The sequence below is a fragment of the Paenibacillus sp. NN59 genome, from assembly GCF_057597225.1.
In genome coordinates, this window is record NZ_CP199678.1 from 2,098,514 (window position 1) to 2,123,061 (window position 24,548).

The 24,548-nt window shown below is 46.4% G+C and carries 22 protein-coding genes; 16 read left to right on the forward strand and 6 right to left on the reverse strand.

What is annotated here, in order from left to right; genetic code table 11:
- Positions 1 to 81 precede the first annotated feature (81 nt).
- On the reverse strand, positions 82 to 831 hold the full coding sequence (locus ACT89M_RS09445; RefSeq protein ID WP_308722125.1) for a molybdenum cofactor biosynthesis protein: 750 nt from the start codon (positions 829 to 831) through the stop codon (positions 82 to 84).
- A 119-nt stretch (positions 832 to 950) separates the two neighbouring features.
- Here ACT89M_RS09445 and ACT89M_RS09450 point away from each other — a divergent pair, with 119 nt between their 5' ends.
- The 7 genes from ACT89M_RS09450 (at position 951) to ACT89M_RS09480 (ending at position 7,768) form a co-directional block, all read left to right on the forward strand.
- Positions 951 to 2,381, forward strand: a complete 1,431-nt coding sequence (locus ACT89M_RS09450) for a bifunctional metallophosphatase/5'-nucleotidase (RefSeq protein WP_308722124.1) — start codon at positions 951 to 953, stop codon at positions 2,379 to 2,381.
- A 126-nt stretch (positions 2,382 to 2,507) separates the two neighbouring features.
- Complete coding sequence (locus ACT89M_RS09455) at positions 2,508 to 3,593, forward strand: HD-GYP domain-containing protein (RefSeq protein WP_308722123.1); 1,086 nt, start codon at positions 2,508 to 2,510, stop codon at positions 3,591 to 3,593.
- A 224-nt stretch (positions 3,594 to 3,817) separates the two neighbouring features.
- A complete protein-coding gene (yfkAB, locus tag ACT89M_RS09460; RefSeq protein WP_145329119.1) occupies positions 3,818 to 4,954 on the forward strand; it encodes a radical SAM/CxCxxxxC motif protein YfkAB in 1,137 nt (378 codons plus the stop codon).
- A 52-nt stretch (positions 4,955 to 5,006) separates the two neighbouring features.
- Positions 5,007 to 6,347, forward strand: coding sequence for a hemolysin family protein (locus ACT89M_RS09465; protein WP_373323210.1), 1,341 nt, complete (start codon positions 5,007 to 5,009; stop codon positions 6,345 to 6,347).
- A gap of 279 nt (positions 6,348 to 6,626) precedes the next feature.
- Positions 6,627 to 6,929, forward strand: coding sequence for a spore coat associated protein CotJA (locus tag ACT89M_RS09470; RefSeq protein ID WP_308722121.1), 303 nt, complete (start codon positions 6,627 to 6,629; stop codon positions 6,927 to 6,929).
- Positions 6,901 to 7,176, forward strand: coding sequence for a spore coat protein CotJB (locus ACT89M_RS09475; RefSeq protein WP_090920142.1), 276 nt, complete (start codon positions 6,901 to 6,903; stop codon positions 7,174 to 7,176). The genes ACT89M_RS09470 and ACT89M_RS09475 overlap by 29 nt, the downstream gene beginning before the upstream one ends.
- Before the next feature lie 22 nt (positions 7,177 to 7,198).
- A complete protein-coding gene (locus ACT89M_RS09480; RefSeq protein ID WP_090920145.1) occupies positions 7,199 to 7,768 on the forward strand; it encodes a manganese catalase family protein in 570 nt (189 codons plus the stop codon).
- 374 nt (positions 7,769 to 8,142) lie between these two features.
- Here the strand turns inward: ACT89M_RS09480 and ACT89M_RS09485 are convergent, their stop codons facing one another.
- The 4 genes from ACT89M_RS09485 to ACT89M_RS09500 form a co-directional block, all read right to left on the reverse strand.
- Entirely contained in the window at positions 8,143 to 9,135 is a 993-nt protein-coding gene (locus ACT89M_RS09485) for a 3-oxoacyl-[acyl-carrier-protein] synthase III C-terminal domain-containing protein (protein WP_308722120.1), read from the reverse strand.
- A 62-nt stretch (positions 9,136 to 9,197) separates the two neighbouring features.
- Complete coding sequence (locus ACT89M_RS09490) at positions 9,198 to 9,539, reverse strand: hypothetical protein (RefSeq protein WP_154886770.1); 342 nt, start codon at positions 9,537 to 9,539, stop codon at positions 9,198 to 9,200.
- 194 nt (positions 9,540 to 9,733) lie between these two features.
- Entirely contained in the window at positions 9,734 to 10,102 is a 369-nt protein-coding gene (locus tag ACT89M_RS09495) for a carboxymuconolactone decarboxylase family protein (RefSeq protein WP_090920153.1), read from the reverse strand.
- 12 nt (positions 10,103 to 10,114) lie between these two features.
- Positions 10,115 to 11,752, reverse strand: coding sequence for a thiamine pyrophosphate-binding protein (locus ACT89M_RS09500; protein ID WP_308722119.1), 1,638 nt, complete (start codon positions 11,750 to 11,752; stop codon positions 10,115 to 10,117).
- 283 nt (positions 11,753 to 12,035) lie between these two features.
- Here ACT89M_RS09500 and ACT89M_RS09505 point away from each other — a divergent pair, with 283 nt between their 5' ends.
- From ACT89M_RS09505 to ACT89M_RS09545, 9 genes are all read left to right on the forward strand, one after another.
- Positions 12,036 to 13,016: a Gfo/Idh/MocA family protein gene (locus ACT89M_RS09505; protein WP_308722118.1), complete on the forward strand. Its 981-nt coding sequence runs from the start codon at positions 12,036 to 12,038 to the stop codon at positions 13,014 to 13,016.
- Positions 13,017 to 13,045: 29 nt separating this feature from the next.
- Positions 13,046 to 13,732, forward strand: coding sequence for an HAD family hydrolase (locus ACT89M_RS09510; protein ID WP_308722117.1), 687 nt, complete (start codon positions 13,046 to 13,048; stop codon positions 13,730 to 13,732).
- 286 nt (positions 13,733 to 14,018) lie between these two features.
- On the forward strand, positions 14,019 to 14,909 hold the full coding sequence (locus ACT89M_RS09515) for a carbohydrate ABC transporter permease (protein WP_221786449.1): 891 nt from the start codon (positions 14,019 to 14,021) through the stop codon (positions 14,907 to 14,909).
- A gap of 22 nt (positions 14,910 to 14,931) precedes the next feature.
- The gene (locus ACT89M_RS09520; RefSeq protein WP_090920169.1) at positions 14,932 to 15,813 is read left to right on the forward strand and encodes a carbohydrate ABC transporter permease; all 882 of its coding nucleotides are present in this window, start codon (positions 14,932 to 14,934) and stop codon (positions 15,811 to 15,813) included.
- 116 nt (positions 15,814 to 15,929) lie between these two features.
- Positions 15,930 to 17,675, forward strand: a complete 1,746-nt coding sequence (locus ACT89M_RS09525; RefSeq protein WP_341181835.1) for a sensor histidine kinase — start codon at positions 15,930 to 15,932, stop codon at positions 17,673 to 17,675.
- Positions 17,676 to 17,689: 14 nt separating this feature from the next.
- Complete coding sequence (locus ACT89M_RS09530) at positions 17,690 to 19,297, forward strand: response regulator (protein WP_341181836.1); 1,608 nt, start codon at positions 17,690 to 17,692, stop codon at positions 19,295 to 19,297.
- Between the two features lie 129 nt (positions 19,298 to 19,426).
- Entirely contained in the window at positions 19,427 to 20,827 is a 1,401-nt protein-coding gene (locus ACT89M_RS09535) for an ABC transporter substrate-binding protein (RefSeq protein ID WP_221786452.1), read from the forward strand.
- A gap of 93 nt (positions 20,828 to 20,920) precedes the next feature.
- Positions 20,921 to 21,256 (forward strand): cupin domain-containing protein, encoded by a 336-nt coding sequence (locus ACT89M_RS09540; RefSeq protein ID WP_154958190.1) that lies wholly within the window; start codon positions 20,921 to 20,923, stop codon positions 21,254 to 21,256.
- The gene (locus ACT89M_RS09545; protein ID WP_487345212.1) at positions 21,253 to 23,163 is read left to right on the forward strand and encodes an alginate lyase family protein; all 1,911 of its coding nucleotides are present in this window, start codon (positions 21,253 to 21,255) and stop codon (positions 23,161 to 23,163) included. Before ACT89M_RS09540 ends, ACT89M_RS09545 begins: the two co-directional genes overlap by 4 nt.
- A 173-nt stretch (positions 23,164 to 23,336) precedes the next feature.
- Here ACT89M_RS09545 and ACT89M_RS09550 read toward each other — a convergent pair whose 3' ends face one another.
- A complete protein-coding gene (locus ACT89M_RS09550) occupies positions 23,337 to 24,515 on the reverse strand; it encodes a YheC/YheD family endospore coat-associated protein (RefSeq protein WP_090920186.1) in 1,179 nt (392 codons plus the stop codon).
- Positions 24,516 to 24,548: the final 33 nt, after the last annotated feature.

Here is a 24,548-nt window from a genome sequence, read left to right on the forward strand (position 1 = left end):
ATATCATTATAATAACAAGAAAAAAATGGGTTGACAACGACTTATTTACTGTTTATGCGCCTCTGTAAACAGCGAATAGACTCATTTTTTCTCGTCCATGGGGTTCCAGGGTCCTAGTTGATGGCCTTTCCATTCTGATCCGTCTTCCCAAATTTCTTTTTTCCAGATTGGTACGGTTTGCTTCAGTCTTTCAATAGCGTAACGGCTTGCATCATAACAATCGCTGCGATGAGGCGAGGATACCGCGATAACGACACTGATTTCGGCAACGTCAACTTTGCCGATTCGATGACTTATCGCACAAAGTACACCTGGCCAGCGTTCTGCTATCTCCTTGCCGATCGCAGCCATATGGGACAGCGCCATGGGGACGTATGCCTCGTATTCCAGATGAACCGTACGCTGTTCACCAGTCATTTCCCGTGTCGTGCCTACAAAAGTTAACGCAGCGCCATGATTAGCCGTAATGACCATGTCGGTCGTTGCCTCCACGGACAAGGGCGCATTGGTAATCAGAAACAGGCCGTCTTCAGTGCGATGCTCTTGTGTATAAGGTTGATCCTCGTCTTGGTTCGTCGAACCGTCACCTCCAGATACAGGAGGGATCAAAGCCAATTCATCATCCGTCTTAAGTAATGTATCGGCAGGAGCGTATCTCTGGTTAACTGCTAAAAATGATGAACGAATCTGTGTGGCAGCCTCAGGATAAGCCTGGCTCAATTGTTCTTTAAGCATAGCAGCAGTAAGCGTATCACCATCATACTCAAATTCAAGTTGGGATGTATTTAAACGTTCTGCAATACCTGCAAATAGTTGAATTGTCAATTTCATGGAATGAATCTCTCCTTTTTGATCTCTAAACCCTATAAATATATCATAACGACGTAGAAAATGTTATGCTTATCCATTAGAAGAATGTACGTTTAATGAACGGCAGGGGAGGCAGTGTAATGCGCAGCAGCGAGAAGCAAACATTAACCATTCTGCACACCAATGATATACACAGTCATTTCGGCTCTATGAGTGCGATCGCTGCTATGATCAATGAAGAACGTGCCCAAGGTGGACATCTGCTTGTCCTCGATATTGGAGACCATATGGATCGAATGGCTGTTGAAACGGAAGGCACACTCGGAATGGCCAACGTAGATGTGCTCAATCTGACAGGTTATGATGCCATTACGATTGGAAATAATGAGGGACTAACCTTTACGCCAGACCAACTCGCTCAGTCCTATACGGGACTCCTATGTCCGATTGTGTGCGGCAATGTGGTAGAACAGGATACAGGGCGTCCTCCAGCCTGGATGAAACCTTGGATTATTGTCGAAAAAGGACCATTTCGCATTGGTCTGCTAGGAGCAACAGCCCCGTTTAACACCTTCTATGAACTGTTAGGCTGGCAAGTGACGGACCCTGTAGAAACTTTAAGAGATCAGGTTGAGGTACTGCGTGAGCAAGTGGACGTGATCGTTGTTTTATCTCATCTGGGTCTTTCAACGGACAAAAGACTGGCGGAACAGGTTGAGGGCATTGATGTTGTCCTGGGCGGACACACCCATCATGTGCTGGAGGAACCCTTGCTGATTGGCAATACCGTGCTGGGAGCGGCAGGTAAATTCGGACAATGGCTCGGTAGAGTTGTGCTGGAAAGAGCAGGCCAAGCAGAGCCTGTTCAACTGGTGAGCAGCGGTTGTGTGCCAGTACACAGTAACATGCTGGAAGAGCAGGTGTCTCTGGCAATTGCTACGAACCGTAAGGAAGCTGAACGATTGCTGGATGAGACGGCCGTGATCACGGATCGAACCTTGCCCGTTTATTACGAGCGGGAATCTCCTTTTGCTAGCTTGCTTGCGCAAGCTGTACGCCACTTTACAAAAGCGGAAATATCGCTTGTGAATGCGGGTCAGTTACTCGGAAACCTGCCACAAGGCGACATTACGAAAGGAATGTTACATTCCCTATGTCCATCTCCAATAAATGCTTGTACAATATGTTTGAATGGTGATCAGATTCGTGAAGCGCTTGAACAGTCACTGTTGGAGGAATTCTTCTCTAAACCCATCGTGGGATTTGGCTTTCGGGGACGTATTCTCGGGACGTTATGTGTAGATGGAATAGAGGTTCTTTACGACCCTAGTGCGCCAGCGTATGATAAGATCCAATCCATTTATGTGAACGGTATACCTATGGATGGGAAGCGTGAATATGTGATTGGAACGCTTGATATGTTTACGTTTAATGTGGGATATCCTTCTTTGGCTCAAGGAATCAATATACAATATCACCTTCCGGAATTTATACGGGATTTGCTGGAAGAAGAATTAAAACGACCAGGGGCGCTGGAGGAGTGCCTGCGTAACCGCTGGTTATCAAGCTAAAAGCCAGAAGCTAGAAGCTAGAACGAGACTGCCTTCTGCTGATGCGGCGGCTAGTGTTCATTACATCTATGGAGCGGGAGAGGATAGGCTGTGCGTTTAGTACATATAAACTTATTGCAGCCTGGCATGAAGCTGGGGAAACGAATTTTTAGTGAGGAAGGTCTGGTTTTACTCAGTGAGGATGTAGAACTGACGAGTCGTTTAATCGGACGGTTGAAAGATCTTGGGATTGGATATGTATATATTCAGGATGCTGCGACAGAAGACATTATCGTGCCCGATATGTTACAGGAAGAGACCAAGCGAAGAGCACTTGTGGAGATCAAACAGCAATTTCAACATATGTCCGGCTTCAAAAGTAAAAACCAGATCACACATTTTGGTAAAGCGCTTAGTGGTGTAATGAACAGCATTCTTGAGGACATTGGTGGTCAAAAGGAAGCGATGATCATGTTAATGGACATGAACTCCAGCGATTTTGACCTGTATACTCACTCACTGAATGTTTGTGTATATACTCTTGTTCTCGGTGTGGCATCAGGTTATACACGTCAGCAACTTATGGAGATTGGTCTAGGCGCTCTGCTCCATGATATTGGGAAAACGCAGATTCCCTCCGACATTTTACATAAACCTTCACGTCTGAGTGATGAGGAATACAAGGTTATTCAACAGCATACCACGTATGGACACCGCATTCTCAAGGATGAACCCGGCATCCCTCTGCTCGCAGCACACTGTGCACTGCAGCATCATGAGCGAATTGATGGCAGTGGCTACCCTTTTGGTTTGAAAGGCAATGAAATCCATGAATATGCGAAGTGGATTGCTCTTGCCGATTCGTATGATGCCATGACGACCAATCGGGTTTATCGTCAAGCTTTATTGCCGCATCAAGCCGTAGAGGTACTGTATACAGGTTCTGGAACGCTTTATGAACAGTGGATGCTTGAAAAGTTTAGGGATTGTGTAGCGATCTATCCCGTAGGTATATCCGTAAAACTGAGCACTGGAGAAGTTGGCGTTGTCGCTGCCATTCAACCCCGCGTGCCACAACGGCCATTGATTCGTGTGATCAAGGATGCAGAAGGACAGGTTCTTGCAGCCCCCTACGAAATAAATCTTGCTACGAAGCTATCCGTCATGATTACAGGGGTGGAGGGTGCGGAAGATTCTGCTACACTTACGAAGCATGAACAGCTGAATAGTTAAGCTAACGAAGTATAGAGCAGGCGCTCAGTGGTCATATCGGGAACGTGAAGCTAGGCTGAATTTCCGATGATTCATGAGCGTTTTTTGTCATGTAATGGTCAGGGTTTGGCTGTGCAGGAAGATTCATAATTGTGCTATGATAAAAGATAACTCCCAAAAAAGTAATCTCGGATATGATGTAAATAAAACTTTTTAGGTTAATAAAAGGAATAAGGTGAAGAACAATGACCATGCTAAACTCAGGATCGGTACAACCGATGCCATTATCGCCAACGAATGATCCGTGGGATCCGATTGGCTCTCTGCGTGCATATGGCCGGCATGTGCTGACCAGTGTAGAAATGACAGTGACACATCTGTGCAATATGCGATGTGAGCATTGTGCCGTGGGGGATATGCTTACGATGCAAGAGGCACCTGCACTGCCACTCTCACTAATGTTGAAACGACTTGATGAGGTGGAGCATCTGCAGACTATCAGTTTGACAGGTGGTGAACCCAGCTTTAGCCAAAAGACGGTGGATGAGATGATCATTCCTCTGCTTAAATATGCGAAGGAACGCGGAATTCGCTCCCAGATCAATTCTAATCTGACACTGGATATCAGCCGTTATGAAAAACTTCTCCCGTATCTGGATGTGATGCACATCTCCTTTAATTATTTGAATGCAGATGATTTCCATCAGGTGGGATTTGCCAACAGCGGTAGACCGGTAAAACGTGAAGTCGCCGTGAAAATGTATGAAAAGATGATGGAAAACTCCCGCAAGCTAAGTGAGGCCGGAATGTTTATTTCCGCTGAGTCGATGATTAATTATCGGACGCATGATAAACTGGACGGCATTCACCAATTGATTCGGGAAATGGGTTGTGTACGGCACGAAGTACATCCGATGTACAACTCTAACTTTGCATCCTCTCTTCCAGTATTATCACTGGATCACATGAGGAATGCCATTCATCGCTTGCTTGATGTTCGTGACAAAGACATGTGGATGCTTTTTGGAACACTACCGTTCTTTGCATGCAGTGCAGCTGAGCAGGATCGTGAGCTTATTAATCGCTTGTACAGCGAACCGAATGTAACGGTTCGTAATGATCCGGACGGACGCAACCGTGTTAACGTCAACATGTTTACTGGCAACGTGTACGTGACTGATTTTGCCGATATCCCTGCATTCGGCAATATCCATGATCGGAAGCTGGATGATGTATTCCATGAATGGTCTGCGGAGCATCCGCTCAATCAGACCGTAAATTGCCATTGTGATGCTGCATCGTGTTGCGGGCCAAATCTTCTTGTGGCCGATATGTATTATAAAGGCGTGGACTTCAAATCTAGAAAAGCTATTTTACGTTAATATTCCAGGTGCATTCCTGAAATAGACAGAGAAGGGGAGTTACATCTTGGGCATTCATACCGAATTTCATCTTGGACAGCTGGTATTTAATCTGGTCTGTGTCTTTTTGCTCGTATTTTTGAATGGTGTATTTGTCGCAGCAGAGTTCTCTCTCGTCAAAGTAAGACAGACACGCCTGACACAATTGCAGAGTGAGGGAAACCGTCTGGCTGGTTACGCCCTGAAGGTGAACGGTAAACTGGATGCCTATCTGTCGGCAACGCAGTTCGGGATTACACTGACATCTCTCGGACTGGGATGGTTGGGGGAACCTGCGATCTCCAAACTGCTTGTGGAACCGCTGATGTTTAAGCTTGGCGTTTCCGATACAGGTCTGATTACAACGGTATCCGTTATTATCGGATTCTGTATCATTACGTTTCTGCACATTGTACTTGGCGAGCTGGCCCCAAAGTCGCTGGCGATTCAAAAAACAGATGGAGTGGCGTTGCTTTTATCGGCACCGTTACTATTATTTTATAAAATTTTCTTTCCGTTCATCTGGGTTCTTAACGCATCAGCGAATGCTTTATTACGTTTGGCTGGTATTGAACCCGCGAGTGAAAGCGAGGCCCATTCCGAAGATGAGCTCCGCATCCTGATGAAACAGAGTGCCAAAAGCGGAGTTATCGACAAGGATGAGATCAAACTGATGGATAATATCTTTGATTTCTCCGATATGCTGGCTCGCGAAGTTATGTTACCTCGTACAGATATGGACTGTTTGTATACCCATCTGTCCCTGGAGGAAAATCTAAAGATCATCAACGCAACGAAGCATTCCCGTTACCCGGTTGCCGTAGAAGATAAGGACGAGATTATCGGATTTATTCATATTACGGACTTGCTTCTGGCAGAACCGGAGCAACAACAGGATCTGGCTTCAATGGTACGTCCGATTCTGAACGTTCCCGAGTCGATGGAGATCAGTCATGTGTTACGTTTAATGCAGAAAAAGCACTCCCAGATGACGCTCGTTGTCGATGAATATGGAGGGACTGCAGGCTTGCTGACGGCTGAAGAAATTTTGGAAGAGATCGTTGGGGATCTGTATGATGAATTCGAGGATGAGCGGCCACATATGGAACGAATCGGTGAGGCTTTCTCGATTGACGGACGTTCGTTGATTGAGGAAGTTCATGAATGGACCGGAGCGATCATTGAGGATGAAGAGGTAGATACCATTGGCGGCTGGCTCTTCAAAGAACTGGAAGGCAGTCCGGCTAAGGGGAGAACACGTGAACGGAACGGCTATGTTTTTGAAGTCGAAGAGTCTACACGTCTACGAATTAACCGGGTCAAAGTGTACAAGCAATTGAAAGAACAAGAAGAACCTCTCGAAGAGGATCAGTGATCTTCTGTTGTCTCCGGATGATAATCGATGTGAACAATAGCGGATAAACAAGATTTTTAAGTAAGACCTTTGAGCTGGTGTTATGACACCTTTCAAAGGTCTTTTTTTGCATGTCGGGAATAAGTGAGCTTGCTCTGCAATGGCAAAATCCTTCTTATAGTTTCTGTAAAAAGGGATTATCTTGATCATCTCGACATATGGTTATAAGGACAGGAAATGATGGGGATGTACTGTATGCCTTGTGAAGTAATGCCCAGAATGCAGAATGCATGTGATTGCATGATAAAGGAGGCGTTTCGATTGAAAGATCCTCTTAAAGATCCTCTGAAAGATCCTCAGGTTCGGGCTTATGTTCCTTTTGTGGGTCCATTTGATCCGTGTAAACCTCTAGGTATTCGTACGTATCTGGTTCCACCGCAATTATTTATTCCTTTTCAGCCGATGGGGTGGCCGCAATACAGTCCGGCTGAAGCTTTAAGGCTCGGCACATTGTGGCCGGCGCTGTACAGTCCGTATACCTCGAAGAAAACGAAGGAAAGGGCGGTGGTGAACGATGGAGAAGGAACAGCCGAAAGCCTGTGACGCCAAATATTACGAACTGCTGGAGGAACTACAGGCGCTGGATTTTGTTCTGGTTGAGCTGAATTTGTATTTGGATACACATCCGGGAGATTTTCAAAGCATCGAACAGTATAACAAGTTCAGCCAGGAACGGATGCGCGTTGCACATGAATTTCAGCAGTTATACGGTCCGCTGACGAATTTTGGTCATGCCTTTTCCAAATATCCGTGGGAGTGGTCCCAGACACCTTGGCCTTGGCAAGTATAAAATCGAAGGAGGCGTCCTGTGCATGTGGGTATATGAAAAAAAATTGCAATATCCAGTTCGGGTGAGTAAATGTGATCCGCATATGGCGAAGCTGTTGATGGAACAATATGGCGGTGCAGACGGAGAACTGGCAGCAGCCTTGCGATACCTGAATCAACGTTATACGATTCCTGACAAAATCATCGGTCTATTGAATGACATCGCAACGGAGGAATTTTCTCACTTGGAGATGATTGCAACGATGATTTACAAACTCACCAAGGATGCCACGATTGAGCAATTGGAGCTGGCCGGGTTGGATGCCCATTATGCGGCACATGACAGAGCACTCTTTTACAATAACGCTGCTGGAGTACCCTTTACCGCCACCTATATTCAAGCGAAGGGTGATCCGATCGCGGATTTGTACGAAGATATCGCAGCCGAAGAGAAAGCTCGGGCTACATATCAATGGTTAATTGATTTAACGGATGACGTGGATTTGCAGGACAGTCTGAAATTTTTGCGGGAACGCGAGATTGTGCACTCACTGCGGTTCCGGGAGGCCGTTGAAATTCTGAAGGATGATCGGGAAACGAAGAAAATATTTTGACGATGAGCCAATCAGCAACAGATGTAGCGTAAGGGATAAAGGGCAGTCCAGGTGGGCTGCTTTTTATATTCAGGTACAATAATATAAGTTGAACTGTTCTTTTACACGTTAACGGAGAGGACAGAAAAAACCTGGAAAAGCGAAGCGGTCGCCTTTATCACCGGATTTTTCCCTTTGGAAAAGGGAATTCAAAAAAATCTGGGGATAACAGCGAATGGAAGGTTCTTCTGTTATCGGAGTGGACTGTGTAAAATTTTTAGTTGAACTTATATAGATTGAAAAAATAAGATCAAAAAAAGGACGATGAATGAAGAGTTGTTCCTCAAGGTCGTCCTGCAGATTGAACATATAAGTTTGTAGAAGTGCTTTTGCCCTTAGTATTCCACGACCATGGCAACATTTTGCCACCCGGCTCCAACGGTCCAGAACAACACTTTGTCACCGCGCTGCAGCTCTCCGGAGCTAATGGCTCGATGCATGGCTATAAACGGGCTGCTTGTCGAGGTGTAACCAAATTCGTCGCCAATATATACAGCAATGTCATCAGCAATGCCGATGTTTTCGGACACTGCACGAATGTTAGCAATGGACAGCTGAGAGAAACAGGCGGCTTTAATCTCATCCGGCTTGATTTCATTCCGTGTCAGCAACGTACGAATGGACTCTGAAGCTGCATCGACACAGATTGAATCGTCAAACGGTGTGAATTTCACATGAAAAGCTCCTGCATCAACACCCGTGCTTCCGAGCTTCGCGAGTCCTTCGGCTGGAAAGAGTGAATTTTGATATACGCAGGTATCCGTCTGGTAGATTGAATCGATAAACCCAACGGCATGTTCATCCCGTTCTACAATTACAGCTGCGGCCGCATCTCCGAAATTCGCAAAATAAACCGGATCATCCGGACTGGCATGAGGAGCAACATAGTCTGAGCCGATGATCAGCGCACGCTTGATTCTTGGATTACCAAGCATCTGCCGACTGACCTGTTCAAAAGCTGCGGTCATGCCTGCACAGTTGGCATTGCTATCAATACAGATGGTGTGGGCTGCTCCGCTAATCAGATGATGAATCATTAAGGAATTCGTAGGAAAAATATATTCCGGTGTTTGGCTTGCATACGCAATCAAGTCGATATCTTGTCCGGTTAAACCGGTTTTAGCGAGTAGCTTTCGGGTGGCCTCGAAGGCCATGGTCAGTGAGTTTTCGTCCTCCTGATCAATTTTGTAACGTGACTCACGCCCGAGTGCTTTTAACAAACCACGAATATCGACCCCTCTGGCATCAAAATGTTCAATATAAAAATCATTGTGCACCTTGGTTTCAGGGTGATACATATCGATATCTACAATACGAATTCCAGCCATCGTCATCCTCCTCTTAAGTGGAAAGGCAGAGCTGTCATTAAAGCATCATACAAATCAGGGAGCTACGCCGAAATAATTTCGAGATTGTCCAGCCCTACCGTCCGACCAAGTCTGGCAAGCTGCATTTTCAGAATGGCATTGTTCTCCAAGGTTAACACCACTTTTTTGTATTCGTCCTTTTTAAACATGGCCAGGCATCCCTCCAGAAGAGGTACAATCTCGGGAGCAGTAACATTCAACTTTTTGCAGTCAATATCCAGGTTAAACTCCTTGGTGTTGATGGCAGATATCGTATCCTGATAAGCCGAGATCGAACGAAGACCATCCTCTTGAGAAAAAGAACCTTCCAATTCAATGTGCAACACCTTGTTTGAAGCATCCGTTTGTAGATTAAACTTTCCCATTGCGCGTTCTCTCTCCTTTGTAAAAAATGAGTGAAAACTATCCTCTATGGAATGAATGGAGCAGTCCAATAGCCCCTAAAGTGAGCGGTACCAGGTTGTAAGGCTGGGAGGATAATTTACCCATATTATAAAGGTAATAATGTAAAAAGATCAATAAAAAGGTCGAATAATGTATAAAAATGTAGAACGTTGAATTACTGGATTTCCTCAAGCGTGGCAAGCAATACATTAAATGCACTGATAATACGTGGAGCACCGACACACGGTGCCAGATGAAGCAATACTCCCTTAAGTTCATCAACGGTAATACCCACACTTAAGGCCATGGCATAATGCACACCAAGCTGTTCGAATTGTCCCTGTGTAATTAATGACGAAATAATGGCGATTTCTTTCCACTGATCTGTAATGGTTGTCCGCTGAAAGATATCACCATATGCCGTTCCCATTATAAATTCGGACAGTTCGGGAAAATGCTCCTTAATCGGAGCAAGTGCCTTCGCACCATATTCCCCGGAAAGCTTGGCAAAACGATCTAACCCTTGGGTCACTTGGTCACTCATGACTCGTACCTCCTAATCTAGATTGACAACCCGATGAGCCGTTGGTGGGATCTCGTCCCGGTCGGTCAACAGCTCGATGACAGCAACTTGATTTAATTCCAAAGCGGCTTCCAGTGCGGTTGAGAACTGCGGTAACGTTTCTGCACGGAAAGCCTTAGCTCCAAGAGACTCGGCAAACTTGACTGCATCCATGGGAACCTCGAAAAGTGTGCCATCGATGCGTCCCGTCGTTTTTTCCATGCCTTTCAAGGCCATATCCAGCTGTTTGTTGTTGACAACGATAAAAATGACAGGAAGATCCTTGCATACGGCTGTATTGATTTCTGTGCCCAGCATCATAAAACATCCGTCTCCGGTGATACATAAAACCGTTTCTTCAGGTGAAGCCGCTTTGGCACCAATAGCCATGCCGATGGCATTCCCCATGCAGGCAAAGTAGGCATCAAATATGAAACTGCCGGGTTTCTTCACTTTGTAACGCTGGACGGCATGAAAGCCGTGGCTTCCATCATCAACAAACAGTTTGTGGTCATAGGGAAGCAGTTCGCTCATCTGATCGAGTACGGCAGCAAGTGACAGATGCGGCAGATCTGGTAATGGAGTTTGATATTCAAAGGACTCGAAGGCACCTGTAGAAGCAGATGTAAGAGAAGATGGCAAGATGCTGAGCAGATATTGCAGATTGTCTTTGATATCCCCTGTGATATGTAAGGTCTGAGATTGAAGGATTTTGCCTACGAAAGTTGGATCGGTATCGATTTGAATCAGCTGTGCCGGATGATTATGCGGCTTGAGATTACAGAGCGTCATATCACTCAGTCTGGAGCCGAGGACAATATACAGATCACTTTGATTCAACATTTCGTCGCCGTGTGGGAATCCGCCAACACCACAGGGACCATGATATAAGGGGTGATCCCATGTTATGGCTCCTTTACCGCCGGGAGTTGTCACGACTGGAATATTAAATGTTTCGGCTAATTGCCTTAGTTCCTCATGCGCCCCGGCACGAGTTACACCTTTGCCTGCAATGATTAATGGACGCTCGGCTTGATGCAGTAAAGGCAGGATTCGATTCAAACTAGAGAGGCTCAGCAATGGCTCAGGTTCTGGAATAACAATACGACATATTGGAAGTTGCTCCGTTTGCACGTCAAAAGGCAGGCAGAGATGGACAGGACCTTTGTTTGGGCCAAGTGCAATAGAAAGGGCATGATTCAAGATGGTTCCGAAGTGATCTCCACGTTCGACCAGTTTGCTGAATAGTGTGGCAGGTTTGAACATTTCGGCCAGATCAGCCAAATACGAAGAGGAATCCTGACACTGGGGTATGCCCAGTTCCTGAATAGATTGATGGCCGGTAAGAAATAAAACGGGAAGATTATTCGCTTTGGCATGGGCCGCTGCGGTGAGCAGATTAGTTCCTCCAGGGCCAGAGGTGGCGAAGGCTACGCCCAAACGGCCTGTCTGCAATGCATAACCCGACGCGGCAAAGCCTGAACTGGCTTCGTGACGACCTGGGATAAATTCCAAACCGTAATCTACCATTTTCAGAAGAGCGGGACAGATGGATTTTCCGATAATACCAAATACATGAGTGACACCCAGATTGCGTAGCGTTTCTGCTAAGTAGTCCGCAACAGTTCTCACGCGTGGACACCTCGTTTCAAAGTAGTAGGTTTTAAGAACCAGGCGGCTTATCCAATTGTGCATGTTGGTATTTGTCTAAGGTTGTAAGAAGAAGAATTACTTGGTACTAGAAATGGTATCTTTTTTTGTGGTTTTTTGTCAATCCTTTTCCTGATTCCAATGACCCGAGGCTATTTACCTATACATATTGACGCGATGAAGCGATATCGGGATAACGCAATGCATGATCAACGGTTCTAATCCACGATTTCTGCTATACTGAAATTGAATTGGAGGGAATGCAATGACATCATTGAAAATGGCTGTAATCGGCCTGGGTAAGATGGGTTTACATATGATTCATCAAGCGGAAAATACTCAAATGGATATCTCCGTTGAGATTACTGCGGTCTGTGATGCGAATGAGCAAAGCTTACAGGAATTTGCAGCAACCCGTCCATCGGTGAAAACATATCGTGATTATAAACAGCTACTGGATGAACAGCAGATTGACCTCGTCTACATTGCTGTACCGCCGAAATATCATTATCCGGTGGTTATGGACGCTCTGGACCGTCGAATTCATGTGTTCTGTGAAAAGCCGCTCGCTAACAGTTTAGAAGAAGCGCGCAAAATGGTCGAAGCTGCTGAGCAAGCTGGTGTGGTTCACGCCGTTCATTTTTCGATGCCGCATGAGTCAGCTGTGTTGAAGTTGCAAGAGATGGTTAAACAACAGGCAGTGGGTGACATTCGCAAAATTGACCTGATTCTGCAGTTCCCGCAGTGGCCGCGCTCATGGCAGCAGAATGAATGGATCACAAGCCGGGATCAGGGAGGTTTTATCCTCGAAGTTGGCATTCACTGGATTCATATGATCCAAAATGTATTCGGGCGTCTACGTGTACTGAATGCTCAAGTAACTTATCCTGCCGATCAACCTGATGCTTGTGAACAGGAAGTGCAGGCTGTACTTGAAGTACAGGACGGAACTCGGGTTCATCTGCAGGGGATTTCTCATTTTGCTGGCGAGGAGCGTGTGTCCATGGTTGTATATGGCACCGAGGGCACCATTGCGCTGGAAAATTGGGAGGAATTGATGAGTGGCAAGATCGGACAGCCGTTGTCCCCCGTGGAAGTGCTGGAATCTTCCAGCGAACTGCCTGTGTTGAAACATGTCATTGCCCGTATTCAGGAAAAACCGGGCAGGATTTATACGTTCCACGATGGGTACGAGGCGCAACAGGTGCTTGAAGCGCTTCGGAACAGTAATTCATCTACAAATTAACCAATTTCACTCCGAAAGGAATTTTGCATATGACCAATATATCGGGTTTACGTAAACCGGAAGCGATGATTTTTGATATGGATGGCACGTTGTTTCAGACAGAGACCTTGCTTTTGCCTGCGTATCATCAGTTATTTGATACGTTGCGTGCAGAGGGGCATTATGAAGGAGAAACCCCGCCGGAAGAGCGGATGCTCGGAAGTCTGGGCATGTTGCTTGAAGATATCTGGAAAGTCGTTATGCCTGAAGCATCCGAAGCAGCTCATCGTCGTGCCGATGAATTATTGCTGCAACTTGAGATCGAAGGACTCGATGGAGGCGACTCCAAACTGTATCCCGGTGTCAAAGAAACATTGACAGCACTGAAAGCCCAAGGTATTCGTCTGTTTGTTGCCAGCAATGGGCTTGAGGATTATGTCAAGGGGGTTGCGTTCGCACACGAAATCATGCCGCTATTTGAAGGGGTATATAGTGCAGGTCAGTACAAGACACCTTCCAAAATTAACTTGGTACAGATTTTGCTGCAGAAACACCGGATTCAGGATGCCTGGATGGTAGGTGATCGTTCTTCGGACGTCGAAGCGGGCAAAATGAATAACCAGACCGTTATCGGCTGTGCTTATGCCGGATTCGGGAGGGATGAAGAACTTGCCGGTTCCGATGCACTGATCTCGGATTTCACTGATTTGCTCCGTCTATATGAAGAAGCAGAATAAGTGTTTTAACACTGCATGATCATGACAACACCCCCTGACAAACTCAAAGCTACCTGGCCTCCGTAGGGTATGTCTGGTTATCAATAAACAGCACATGAGCAACAGCCTTATCAACGATTTACAGCTTTTTATCACACACCTGTATGGGCCTTTTTGCGCCTATGCAGGTTTTTTGCGTTTTTGCACGCAGTCACATTCTCCCCTGTAGAAAGTTGATTTCCCTATCCCGCATATGATGTAAATCCCTCTATACTTTCATTCAAAAGCTATAGGGGGTCTGATTCTGATGAAACCATCCAAACTGAACGCCTACATCTTCATCATCCCAAGTCTCTTTCTCACACTGGTATTCGGAATCTATCCGTTGTTATGGGCTCTGCGCTACATGTTCTATGATTATCAGGGCATCGGGAAGCCGATCTTCATCGGACTTGATAACTTTGCACGGATTATTCGTGATGGACAGTTCTGGGATTCGGTAAAAAATACGGGGATATATGCACTTGGTAAACTCGTCATCACCATTCCGCTATCTCTGATTCTGGCGATTATCCTGAATCGCAAGTGGCGTGGCCGCTCTTTGTTCAGAGCGGTTTTCTATCTTCCAACCATTTTTAGTGCATCTGTCATGGCGATTGTTTTTTTCATCATTTTCAATTCATATAACGGCATTTTGAATCAGCTGCTGATGAAGTATCACATCATATCCTCGCCAATTGGTTGGCTGGATGCGAATCATGCGATGCTGACAACGATCATTATTGCGATCTGGGGTGCTGTCGGAAACTATATGTTGTTGTTCATTGCGGGTCTGCAAAGCATTCCGGAGGAGCTGTATGAGGCAGCATCACTGGATGGAGCAAGCGAATTCCAAAAATTACGCAATGTAACGATTCCGCTACTCGGACCAGTAATGCAGATGATCATTATGCTAGCGATCACGACAGCACTTAAGGGGTACGAAAGCATTATGGTCTTAACCGAGGGTGGGCCTTATGGCAAAACAGAGGTTATGTATCTGTACCTGTTCAAACTGTTGTTCCCTGTTTCGGCGGACACACAATCTTTGCAACAGCTTGGTTACGGAAGTGCAGTTGGATTCACAACAGCTCTTATTGTAGGGGCAGTGACGCTCATTTACTTCCAGATTTCCAAAAAGCTTAATGATGTCTACTAATCATGATTAGGAGGGAACGATGATGACTCAAACCGTTCTTGCACCTGCATCTTCGAATTCAAGTTCATTCCGCTGGACTCGCTGGACGAAGCGAACCATTCTCTTTATATTTTTGCTGATCATTGCGATCTTGTCCCTGTTCCCGATCATCCTCGTGTTACTAGGATCGTTCAAAACCAACCAGGAACTTACCGGAGGAGCAACAATCTGGCCGAAGATATGGCAGTTCACGAACTACAGCCAGGCTTGGAAGACAGCAAATTTTTCCGGATTTACGATTAACAGCATTTTTGTAAGTATTGCCACAACGGTAGGAACACTGCTGGTATCGTCCATGGCTGCTTATGCGGTGGATCGGGTGAATTTTAAAGGTAAAAAAGCGTATACGCTGCTCATGGCATCCACACTGTTTATTTCGATCGGTGCTGTGGTACTTAGACCACAATTTGATCTCATGGTCAAGCTGGGTCTGAATAATTCGCTGTGGGGTGTCATCATCATATTAATCAGTGCCCATGCGGCAACCTATTTTATTCTCGTTGGGTTCTTTAAGAGTATCCCCCGTGAATTGGACGAGGCTGCGATGATTGATGGCTGTAACTTCTTTACCACCTACTGGCGGATTATTCTGCCACTCTTGCGTCCGGGTCTGGCTGTTGCGGGACTGGGTGTTTTCCAGAACTCATGGAATGAATATATTCTTCCGTTCGTATTCACGATGAGCAATCCCAAGTTGCAAACCTTGCCGGTTGGTCTGGCGAACCTTCGCTACGGCATCGGGGCTGCAGCTGAGGTGCAATTAATGATGGCTGGAGCTTGTCTGTCGATTTTGCCACTGCTGGTTGTATACATTTTTGCAAATAAATCATTCATGCAAGTTACGCTGGGTGCTGTCAAAGGTTAGGGCGGTAAAGCTGAGGAAGAGATTTCGGGGAACGGTATTCCGTGCAGATTCCGCTGTGCTATACTCTTTTTAATTACAGCGGACAGGGCCAGCCCTTGTTCAAGGAGCGACCGCCTATGAAGTCAACTTTCTACAAAATGTCTCTGAAAAAACGGATACAGCTCATCTACATTTTTCTCGTTGTTTTGTGTATCAGTGTGACGGGCATTTTCTCTTATCTCTTCGCTGCCAAAAGTATAGAGCGGAACGCGCTTGAATTAAAGAAGAGCATTCTGAACAAGTCCGTACAGGTCATGGACGAGCATCTGCGTCATATTGTCGTTTCATCTTATTCGTTCATGCTGAGTGACACGTTCACACAGGTGATGAAGGATGTGCGTAATCACAATGATGGGCGTTATTATCAGAATCTCTCTCTGCTTCAGACCACATTTGCCCAGTTGAAGCTGGTAGAGCCGCTGATTGATACCGCATATTTGAAGACACCGATCGGCAATTTTTTCTCGACAAAAGACTTCCCGAATCAAAGCAATGCGTTTGACAAGGAATATGGAGAAGTTGTCAAACGGCCCGGCTGGAATACGATGTGGTTTGGTTCACATCCCAGCGAATTATTCCAATCCCGGGGTAATGTGCTGTCACTGTTGCTTAAACCCATTGTGATCGATAACCATACCTTTTCGGAGGTATACATGGTCGTTAACATGAGGGAAGCAGCCATGCGAGATATTTTAAATCAGGATCTGATGAACAGTCAGGTACAATTGTTTTTACTTCATAAAAATGGAAGTGAGGTCATTCGTCCGGGAGCAGGCACTTTTGATCTGGTAACAGAGCCTGGATTTGCACAACGATTAGATCGCGGGTCAGGTGATTTCACGTATACCAACGGACAGGGACAAGATATGTTGGTGAATTACTCGGCTCTATCGATGAATGAGGACTGGGTTATGGTCAGTGTTCAGTCCAAGGCCGATTTATTATCTCCACTGAAGAAGATTCGCTGGCTGGTCATCCTGATTATGCTGTTCTGCATCCTGCTGGCGCTCGCGTTGTCCGACCTATTATCCTCTGCGCTGCTGAAACCGCTGAACAAATTGCGGCGGCTCATGGTCGAGGTGGAGTACAACGACTTGGACGTACGCTTTCGCAGCAAATATGACGATGAGGTCAGTGCCGTAGGACATCGATTTAATCGGATGCTCGATCAGATTCAGGTTTTGTTTGAAGAGGTGCGAGCAACGGAACAGGACAAGCGGCGGCTGGAAGTGAAGGCGCTTCAAGCTCAGGTTGATCCTCATTTTCTATACAATACGTTAAATACGATGTTCTGGAAAAGCGAGAGTGGGGAGAAGAAGGATGTCAGCGCCATGATTGTCTCTCTTTCTCTGCTGTTCAGACTCGGGTTAAATGATGGAAAAGACATGACCACCGTAAAGCAAGAGATCAAACACGTCGAGCAGTATATGCAGTTACAGCAGCAATGTTACGAAGACTTGTTTGAATACCGGATTGAGGCAGAGGAATCTTGCAAAGGAATCGAAATTCTAAAAATTTTGCTTCAGCCTCTGGTGGAAAATTCGATCCTGCATGGTTTTAATGATAAGGAAGATTTAGGACGCATTCTGATCCGGATTCATCGTCTTGAAGATACGCTCCGTTTGGAGGTCAAGGACAATGGATGCGGCATGGATGTAGCGAAAATGAATGCGGAAGAAACAATAGAGGGGAACCGGAAAGGATATGCTATATCCAATCTGGTTGATCGATTAAATCTACAGTACGGTGAGCAAGCCTCGCTTGTGTTCCGTAGTGAAATAAACGTGGGGACTACGGTAGTCATCACCATTCCGATTAGCTAGGAGGGAGCGTACGTATGGAGCAACTGACGATGTGTGTTATGGATGATATTCAGGCTGTGGTCAAGGGCATCGTTTCCACCATTCCGTGGGAGGATCATGAGGTGCGGATTGTCGGCACAGCGAACAATGGAGAGCAAGGCTGGTCGCTTCTGACTGAACAGCAGCCGGACATTGTCATTACGGATATCAAAATGCCTCGGCTCAGCGGACTCGAACTCATGAAGCGGGCAATGGATGCTGGACTGCGCTCCAAGTTTATTTTTATTAGCGGATACTCCGATTTTCAATACGCCCAGGAAGCGATCAAGCTCGGAGCCTTCGATTATCTGCTCAAACCGTTTACGCCTGAGGAGATTTTGGGTGCGGTGCTAAAAGTGAGACAGGTTATCGAGAGTGAACAAGCGAAGTCGCAGCAACTTCAAAAGCTGAAACAGAAAGCGGTTAGCAGCAGTGAGTACGAACGTCACAGTTATCTTCTAGGTCTGCTTCGGCATGAGATTGGCGGATTTCTGAATGAAAGCCGGTGGGACGAGCTTGACATTGAGCTCGATTCTTCCAATCTTAATGTCATGGTCATTGAGGTGGATGGTTATACACGGTACGGATCAACGATGCACCTGGATGCAGAGATCGTTCCGTTTGCGGTTCAGAATATCGTCAGCGAGACATTGAATCGGTATACGAGAAGTGTTGTACTGCGTGAAAATCGTTACCGCCTGGCCGCTATATTTAATACATCCGAACAGATTGATTTATCCGATCTTATGGAGCAATGCCGCCACAATGTGGAGCAATATAGCAAAAAGACTATATCCATTGGAGTCGGAACGATCGCTCGCAGACCACAAGAAATCTGGATATCTTATGCCAATGCGGACAAGGCGATATCTTATCGTTTTTACAGTGAAGGAAACTGCATCTTCCAGTATGCAGAACTGGAGAATCAGGATGTGGTTGCTCCCGTCTATCCTTTGGAAAAGGAAAAGGAGTTATTTTACGCATTGAAATGTGGCAATGAAAGCTCTTGTCACCGAATTATCGATGATATTTTGGAAGTCTGGCAGAACGCCAAAGGTTTTCCCGAACCACTGACGATGATCCGTCTGTTGTCAGGACTCGCATTTGCGATCTACCGGGCGTTCTGTGATGAGATCACAGAAGAAGAACGGCTTCGTCTGGAAGCAGACTTGACCGTGCTTGAAGCGATGCGCTCGTTGACGTTTGAGGGCTGGGGAGCCTACATCAAGCATTTCAGCAGTATGGGATGCGAGATCATGGATAAGAAAAGGCTTACGGATGTCAAACAGGCGATTAGCAAATCCCAAGAGTTTATCAGCATGAATTTGTCCGAAAATCTCACATTGCAGACTTGTGCCCAGTCGGTCCACTTAAGTCCAAGTTATTTTGCGAATGCGTTCAAGAAGGAAACGGGCATGACGCTTATTCAATATATTACGAAGTTAAGAATGGAAAAGGCGAAGGAACTGCTGGTTGCGGGTGTACAGGTACAGGAAATATGCCAGATGCTGGGGTATGAGGACAGACCGTATTTCAGTGGCCTTTTCAAAAAGTATTGTGGCATGACCCCTACACATTTTCGGCAGATGTATGAGAACGGCTAAGACAGAGATCGTCATTTTTCCCACCTTGCATAGTCAGAATGTCCCTCACTTCGACATAAGTGGAACGTTTATCATTACGTTAACGGGGAACCAAACAGGTTGTCCAGACAAGCATAAGGGGGCATTTCAATGGTTAAGAAGTGGATGATGACTACACTAAGTGCTGTGCTTGCATTAACGGTAGCTGGTTGTTCGACAGACAGTGGAACGACAAAGGGCAGCGGGGCTGCTGCTGGCGGCGGAGAACAGAGTAGTGGCAAAACGAAAGTGGTCTATTGGACTCCGGATCGACACGATGCTGATTTTATGAAATCCAAGATTGAGCAGTTCAACCAGACCAACAAAGACAACATTGAAGTAGAAATGACCGTCATGGGTGATAATTATCCGCAGGCCGTTGATATCGCATTTGCGAGTAAACAAGCTCCTGATGTGTTTCAAATCGACGATTTCCAAACGTACTATCAAAAGGGGTACCTTGCTCCAATCGACGGATATATGAGCGATGCCATGAAGGCAACGTTCAAGGACAGCCTGATCGAAAATAAAAATACGATTGATGGAAAAGTCTATACCCTTCCGAATACAGGCCAGATCTGGAGACTGGTGTACAATAAAGATATTTTCCAAAAAGCAGGCATTGCTTCTCCGCCTAAAACCATTGCTGAGATGGTAGCAGACGCAAAGAAAATTACCGAAGCAGGTAAAAGTGAAGGTATCTATGGCTTCGCCAGCCCATTCAAAAGTGGTAGCGGTTTCTGGAGAGCGGCGAACACCATTGCCGGTGCAAGCACGAACGAAGGTATCGACGGCTTTAACTACAAGACAGGTCAGTTTGACTTCAACATGTACAAGTCGATTGCCCAGGCACTTCGTCAGATGAATCAAGATGGCAGCATGCTTCCGGGTGTGGAAAGCTTGGATATTGACCCACTGAGAGCACAATTTGCACAAGGCAAAATCGGGATGTACATCAATCACTCCGGTGAGCCAGGTGTCTACAAAGATCAATTCCCGACCAAAGAAAATTGGGGTGCTGCTCCTGTGCCAACAGATGATGGTACGATTAAAGGGGCTTCGCAAGTTATTGGTGGTTCCTATATCGGCATCAATGCTGACTCGAAAAACAAAGAAGCAGCTTGGAAGTTCATGGAGTACGTATACAGCACGGATCTGCAAAGTGAATATTATGAAAAAGGTTACGGTATCTCTCTGATTCCTGCTGTACTCAGCTCCGATAAAAAACCTAGCATTCCAGGTATCGAAGGTTTCTTACCTAAGAAGTATGACGCGATCTTCCCTGCCAATCCAAGTGTGATTACAGAGAGCTCGCTGGAAGGCATGAAATGGGCTGAAGCTTTCTCAGCTTACGTATTCACTGGTGGTGATTTGGATGGCGTGATCAAGGATCTGAACACACGGTATAATGCAGCACTTGAGAAAAGCAAAGCGGCAGGCCTGACTAAAATTGCGGCAGATCCATCGTTTGATTCATCCAAGCTTCAAGGTAAACTGTCCAAAGAAGAGTAAAATCTAAACATGGCGGCCGTTGTATTCATACTTCGGTCGCTTCACTTTACTGAAACTTTCAAAATTATCTTGCCTTGGAGAGGGGAATATCCAATGATTATTGACCAGAATTCCGTAAAACCACATATCATTAACGAAACAAGTTCGCGCAAAATTTTGGGGATGGGTGGAACACTCATGATGGTCGAAGTTACCTTTGCCAAAGGTGGGATCGGCGAAGTTCACTCCCATGATGCGCACGAGCAAGTCAGTTATATTGTAAAGGGTAGCTTTGAGGTTCAAGTAGGCGAAGAGACCAAGGTTCTCCAAGCGGGAGACAGTTTCTATGCAGGCTTGAATGTGCCGCACGGGGTAAAAGCGCTGGAAGATGCGATTATACTGGATGTGTTTACGCCATTCCGTCAGGATTTTCTTGAGGCAGACCAATGAGTGATTTTTACCTTTCAGCAGACGAACTGCAGCAGGCAGCGCTATATTACCAGGAGCATTTTCCAGAGGAAGCCCGCAATTCAGTGACGATTGCCAACCGTGCTATTCTGAACGAATTTATTGTGCCATATACGAACGATCTAACCAACTGGATTCCACTGGGGACGCCGGTGGACTGGCTTCACAATCCGACCAATGATCTGGAGTTCACGTGGGGCATTAACAGGCACTGGCATATGCTTGATTTGGGTAAAGCTTATCTGATGAAAGGCAACCCGTTATATGTGACTACCTTTATCGATCACTATCGTACATGGAGAGCACAGAATCCGGTGCCAGTTCATCTGGCATATGATGAAGCAGTTTTTTTTCAGAAACCAGGTCCTTGGCGTTTGCTTGAAACAGGTCTGCGTGTGCAATCCTGGATTGCCGCGTACAAATATATGGAATCCAGTCGGCAATTGGACGATGCCTTTCGGGCCGAATTTCTGCAAGGGCTGGAGGAGCATGCGGAATTCCTGACGCATTATCTTGGCAGTACGGAAATTAATCATGCCATTATGCATATGCAGGGTTTGTTTATGATTGCGGCTTTTTACAAGGAGCATCCACGCAGTCCATTCTGGCGTCAAGTGGCTACCGAACGGCTGGAGCTGTGTCTGCTGCATCAGTTGAATGAAGAGGGAATCCAGGTCGAATTGAACACCCACTATCATAACGCGAGTATTGAGATGTTTAGTACACCGTATCTGCTGGCAGGTATTTCGGGACATCCGTTCTCGGCGTGGTATGGGGAATGTTTACGGAATATGGCCGCGTTCACCGAAGCGATGATCAGACCGGATCATCAATCGACGGGCATTGGAGATTCGGACTGGCTTAGTGATGGACGACAACGGTTGACACTGTTAGGTGCAATTCTGGGAGACGAGGATCTCATGGCTCGCGGAACCGACAGTTCAGAATGCCTATGGCTGGTGGGTGTGGCAAAATACGAGCAGTGTGTTAGGCTGCAGGCTGGTGCATCCCGTTCATTGACGAGCCGCATTTTTCCACAGACCGGATATTATGTGATGAGGGATGAGCAACAATATTTGTTCTTTGATGCAGCTCCGATGGGTGGTGCTCACGGTCATGCAGATGCTTTGAACATCGAATGGATGTGGAATAATCGGCTGTTCTTTACGGATACGGGACGTTATACGTATGAAGAAGGGCAGTGGCGTCATTATTTCAAAAGCACGCGGGCACATAATACGATTACCATAGACGGGACAGATCAGACACCTTATGTATCCACTCAGCAATGGGGTGAGCCTGAGGCAGAAGTGACAACACATCGCTATGAGAGTCAAGGCAGCTATCACTTTATGGATGCTTCACAAGATGGATATACACATCTTCCCGATCCGGTTAGCCATCGTCGGTGGGTGCTTGCAGGCAAAAGCGTACCTCTGCTTCTGGTGGTGGACTGGCTGGATGCTGAAAAGACACACTCGTTGGAGCAACGGTTCCATTTGCATCCGGATGCACTGCTTGTATTACGCAAGGAAGATCAAGCGAAACAGCGAGCAGGCATTCGATTTGACGATTCCTCCACGAAGCTGTGCATTAAATTTTTGATGGCGGGGGATGGCAGTGAAACGTTTGAGTTGACAGAACAGGTGGGCTGGGTATCTGAAATCTACGGCTCGAAATCGGAAACGGCTGTTATTCAAGGCAAAGCTGAATTTTCTGGCAAAGTGGGCGTTGTAGCCATAGGCCTACCGGCTGACGAATCAGAAGAAGCTGTGAAAGTGACAGGATGTGCACTGGAGCCGGAACAAATGAGGTTCACGCTAGATTACGAGTACCGCGGTCAGGAAGCGCGGATTGTGATCGACGAACATCAGGTGGACTGGAAGTAGTTAGAACCTGTGTGCATATGCTGAAATTTATAAAATGATAAGCTCCATGCTTACAGCTAGATAGGATGGATGGTGTGGAACCGTAAAAGGATTGCAGGCTCAGCTTATTACTGAACCTGCAATCCTTTTTACTTTGCCCAGCCTAGTGTTACGATGTATGATCAGCTAGCTGGTTACTTCACTCTCCGGCCCCGCTTCACTCTCGTTGCTTTAGAAGTAACGGGCCTGGGAGAGGGAGGTTTTTTAACCGTTTGAGTAGGGCGGTTGCGGTATACCCACAAAGCATATTCCAGCGGCTGTGTGATCGCTTTATAATAAATGCTTCGTTCACCAATTCGGGCAAAGACTTCACGGGCAGGTTTGGGGTTGACCTCAAGCAGGTAGATTTGCCCACTTTTGTCTATTGCCAAATCCAGTGCAAGCTCACATAGATCGCCATACGTATCCTCAAGGAACGAAGCTACATCAATGCCAAATTTTGCTGCCGTTGCTGTCACTTCTTCTCGCAGTTCTTCTTCGGGAATCCATTGTTTCATCAAACGCTGCATGGCTATGGCCTGCCCGCCTCCATGAAGGTTCGAGGTTACACTTTTCTCAGCGCCCATGCGCCCTGCGCATCCTGTGAGTTCCCATTCGCCTTCTCCGTTTTTCTGAACCAGCATACGGTAGTCATGTACTCTGCCGTTAGGAAGCTGGAGCTGAATCCCTTTTTGCACCAGATATTTATCTTTCATGTTCCAGTGCTGGAGCAGGGGGCCGAGCCTGGATAGATGAACCTTGCGCGGTGTAATGATGCGGCGCTTCTGATCGCGGCCTTGAACGAGTACTGTACTGGGTTCCTTGCTGCTACGTTCTACGCGCAAAATGCCCCGTCCGCCTGTGCCGTTGATCGGTTTCAGATAGATCAGCGGGGACACCTTGAGCATTCGGTTTACATCGGACATGTCCTGAAATAAAATCGTTTCCGGCAAATGCTGCCGGAAGGCGGATTGCTCGGACAGGGTTTGATGAATGGTCCATTTATTGCGTAAAGGTCGATTCAGAAAGAGCAGATGTCCGTATTTTTCACGAAAGGCAAGGAGCTGCTGGAAACGATGGTTTCGCTGAATGCGACACCGATCAAAAATCAGATCCGGGAATGCGCGCCATTCCCTGGACCAGCCATTCTTTTCGTCATACACCATCGCTTCGATCTGCCTGCCGCCGGAATGGACATCAGCAGGTGTGAATACATAAATATCAAGTCCCCGTTTGCGCCCCTCCAGAATCATTCGGCGGTAGATGCTTCGTTCTTCCAGAGCGCGGTGTTCATTCAGATACAATGTCATAATGCCCAGAACAGGTGAGGACACAAACAATCACCTTCTTTGTATGCAGTATTCCTG

Excerpts from the sequence above, each read along its gene's own strand:
- ACT89M_RS09445 (WP_308722125.1), bottom strand. The coding sequence starts at position 831 with ATGAAATTGACAATTCAACTATTTGCAGGTATTGCAGAACGTTTAAAT.
- ACT89M_RS09450 (WP_308722124.1), top strand. The coding sequence starts at position 951 with ATGCGCAGCAGCGAGAAGCAAACATTAACCATTCTGCACACCAATGAT.
- ACT89M_RS09455 (WP_308722123.1), top strand. The coding sequence starts at position 2,508 with ATGAAGCTGGGGAAACGAATTTTTAGTGAGGAAGGTCTGGTTTTACTC.
- yfkAB (WP_145329119.1), top strand. The coding sequence starts at position 3,818 with ATGACCATGCTAAACTCAGGATCGGTACAACCGATGCCATTATCGCCA.
- ACT89M_RS09470 (WP_308722121.1), top strand. The coding sequence starts at position 6,627 with ATGATAAAGGAGGCGTTTCGATTGAAAGATCCTCTTAAAGATCCTCTG.
- ACT89M_RS09475 (WP_090920142.1), top strand. The coding sequence starts at position 6,901 with ATGGAGAAGGAACAGCCGAAAGCCTGTGACGCCAAATATTACGAACTG.
- ACT89M_RS09480 (WP_090920145.1), top strand. The coding sequence starts at position 7,199 with ATGTGGGTATATGAAAAAAAATTGCAATATCCAGTTCGGGTGAGTAAA.
- ACT89M_RS09485 (WP_308722120.1), bottom strand. The coding sequence starts at position 9,135 with ATGGCTGGAATTCGTATTGTAGATATCGATATGTATCACCCTGAAACC.
- ACT89M_RS09490 (WP_154886770.1), bottom strand. The coding sequence starts at position 9,539 with ATGGGAAAGTTTAATCTACAAACGGATGCTTCAAACAAGGTGTTGCAC.
- ACT89M_RS09495 (WP_090920153.1), bottom strand. The coding sequence starts at position 10,102 with ATGAGTGACCAAGTGACCCAAGGGTTAGATCGTTTTGCCAAGCTTTCC.
- ACT89M_RS09505 (WP_308722118.1), top strand. The coding sequence starts at position 12,036 with ATGACATCATTGAAAATGGCTGTAATCGGCCTGGGTAAGATGGGTTTA.
- ACT89M_RS09510 (WP_308722117.1), top strand. The coding sequence starts at position 13,046 with ATGACCAATATATCGGGTTTACGTAAACCGGAAGCGATGATTTTTGAT.
- ACT89M_RS09515 (WP_221786449.1), top strand. The coding sequence starts at position 14,019 with ATGAAACCATCCAAACTGAACGCCTACATCTTCATCATCCCAAGTCTC.
- ACT89M_RS09520 (WP_090920169.1), top strand. The coding sequence starts at position 14,932 with ATGACTCAAACCGTTCTTGCACCTGCATCTTCGAATTCAAGTTCATTC.
- ACT89M_RS09525 (WP_341181835.1), top strand. The coding sequence starts at position 15,930 with ATGAAGTCAACTTTCTACAAAATGTCTCTGAAAAAACGGATACAGCTC.
- ACT89M_RS09530 (WP_341181836.1), top strand. The coding sequence starts at position 17,690 with ATGGAGCAACTGACGATGTGTGTTATGGATGATATTCAGGCTGTGGTC.
- ACT89M_RS09535 (WP_221786452.1), top strand. The coding sequence starts at position 19,427 with ATGGTTAAGAAGTGGATGATGACTACACTAAGTGCTGTGCTTGCATTA.
- ACT89M_RS09540 (WP_154958190.1), top strand. The coding sequence starts at position 20,921 with ATGATTATTGACCAGAATTCCGTAAAACCACATATCATTAACGAAACA.
- ACT89M_RS09545 (WP_487345212.1), top strand. The coding sequence starts at position 21,253 with ATGAGTGATTTTTACCTTTCAGCAGACGAACTGCAGCAGGCAGCGCTA.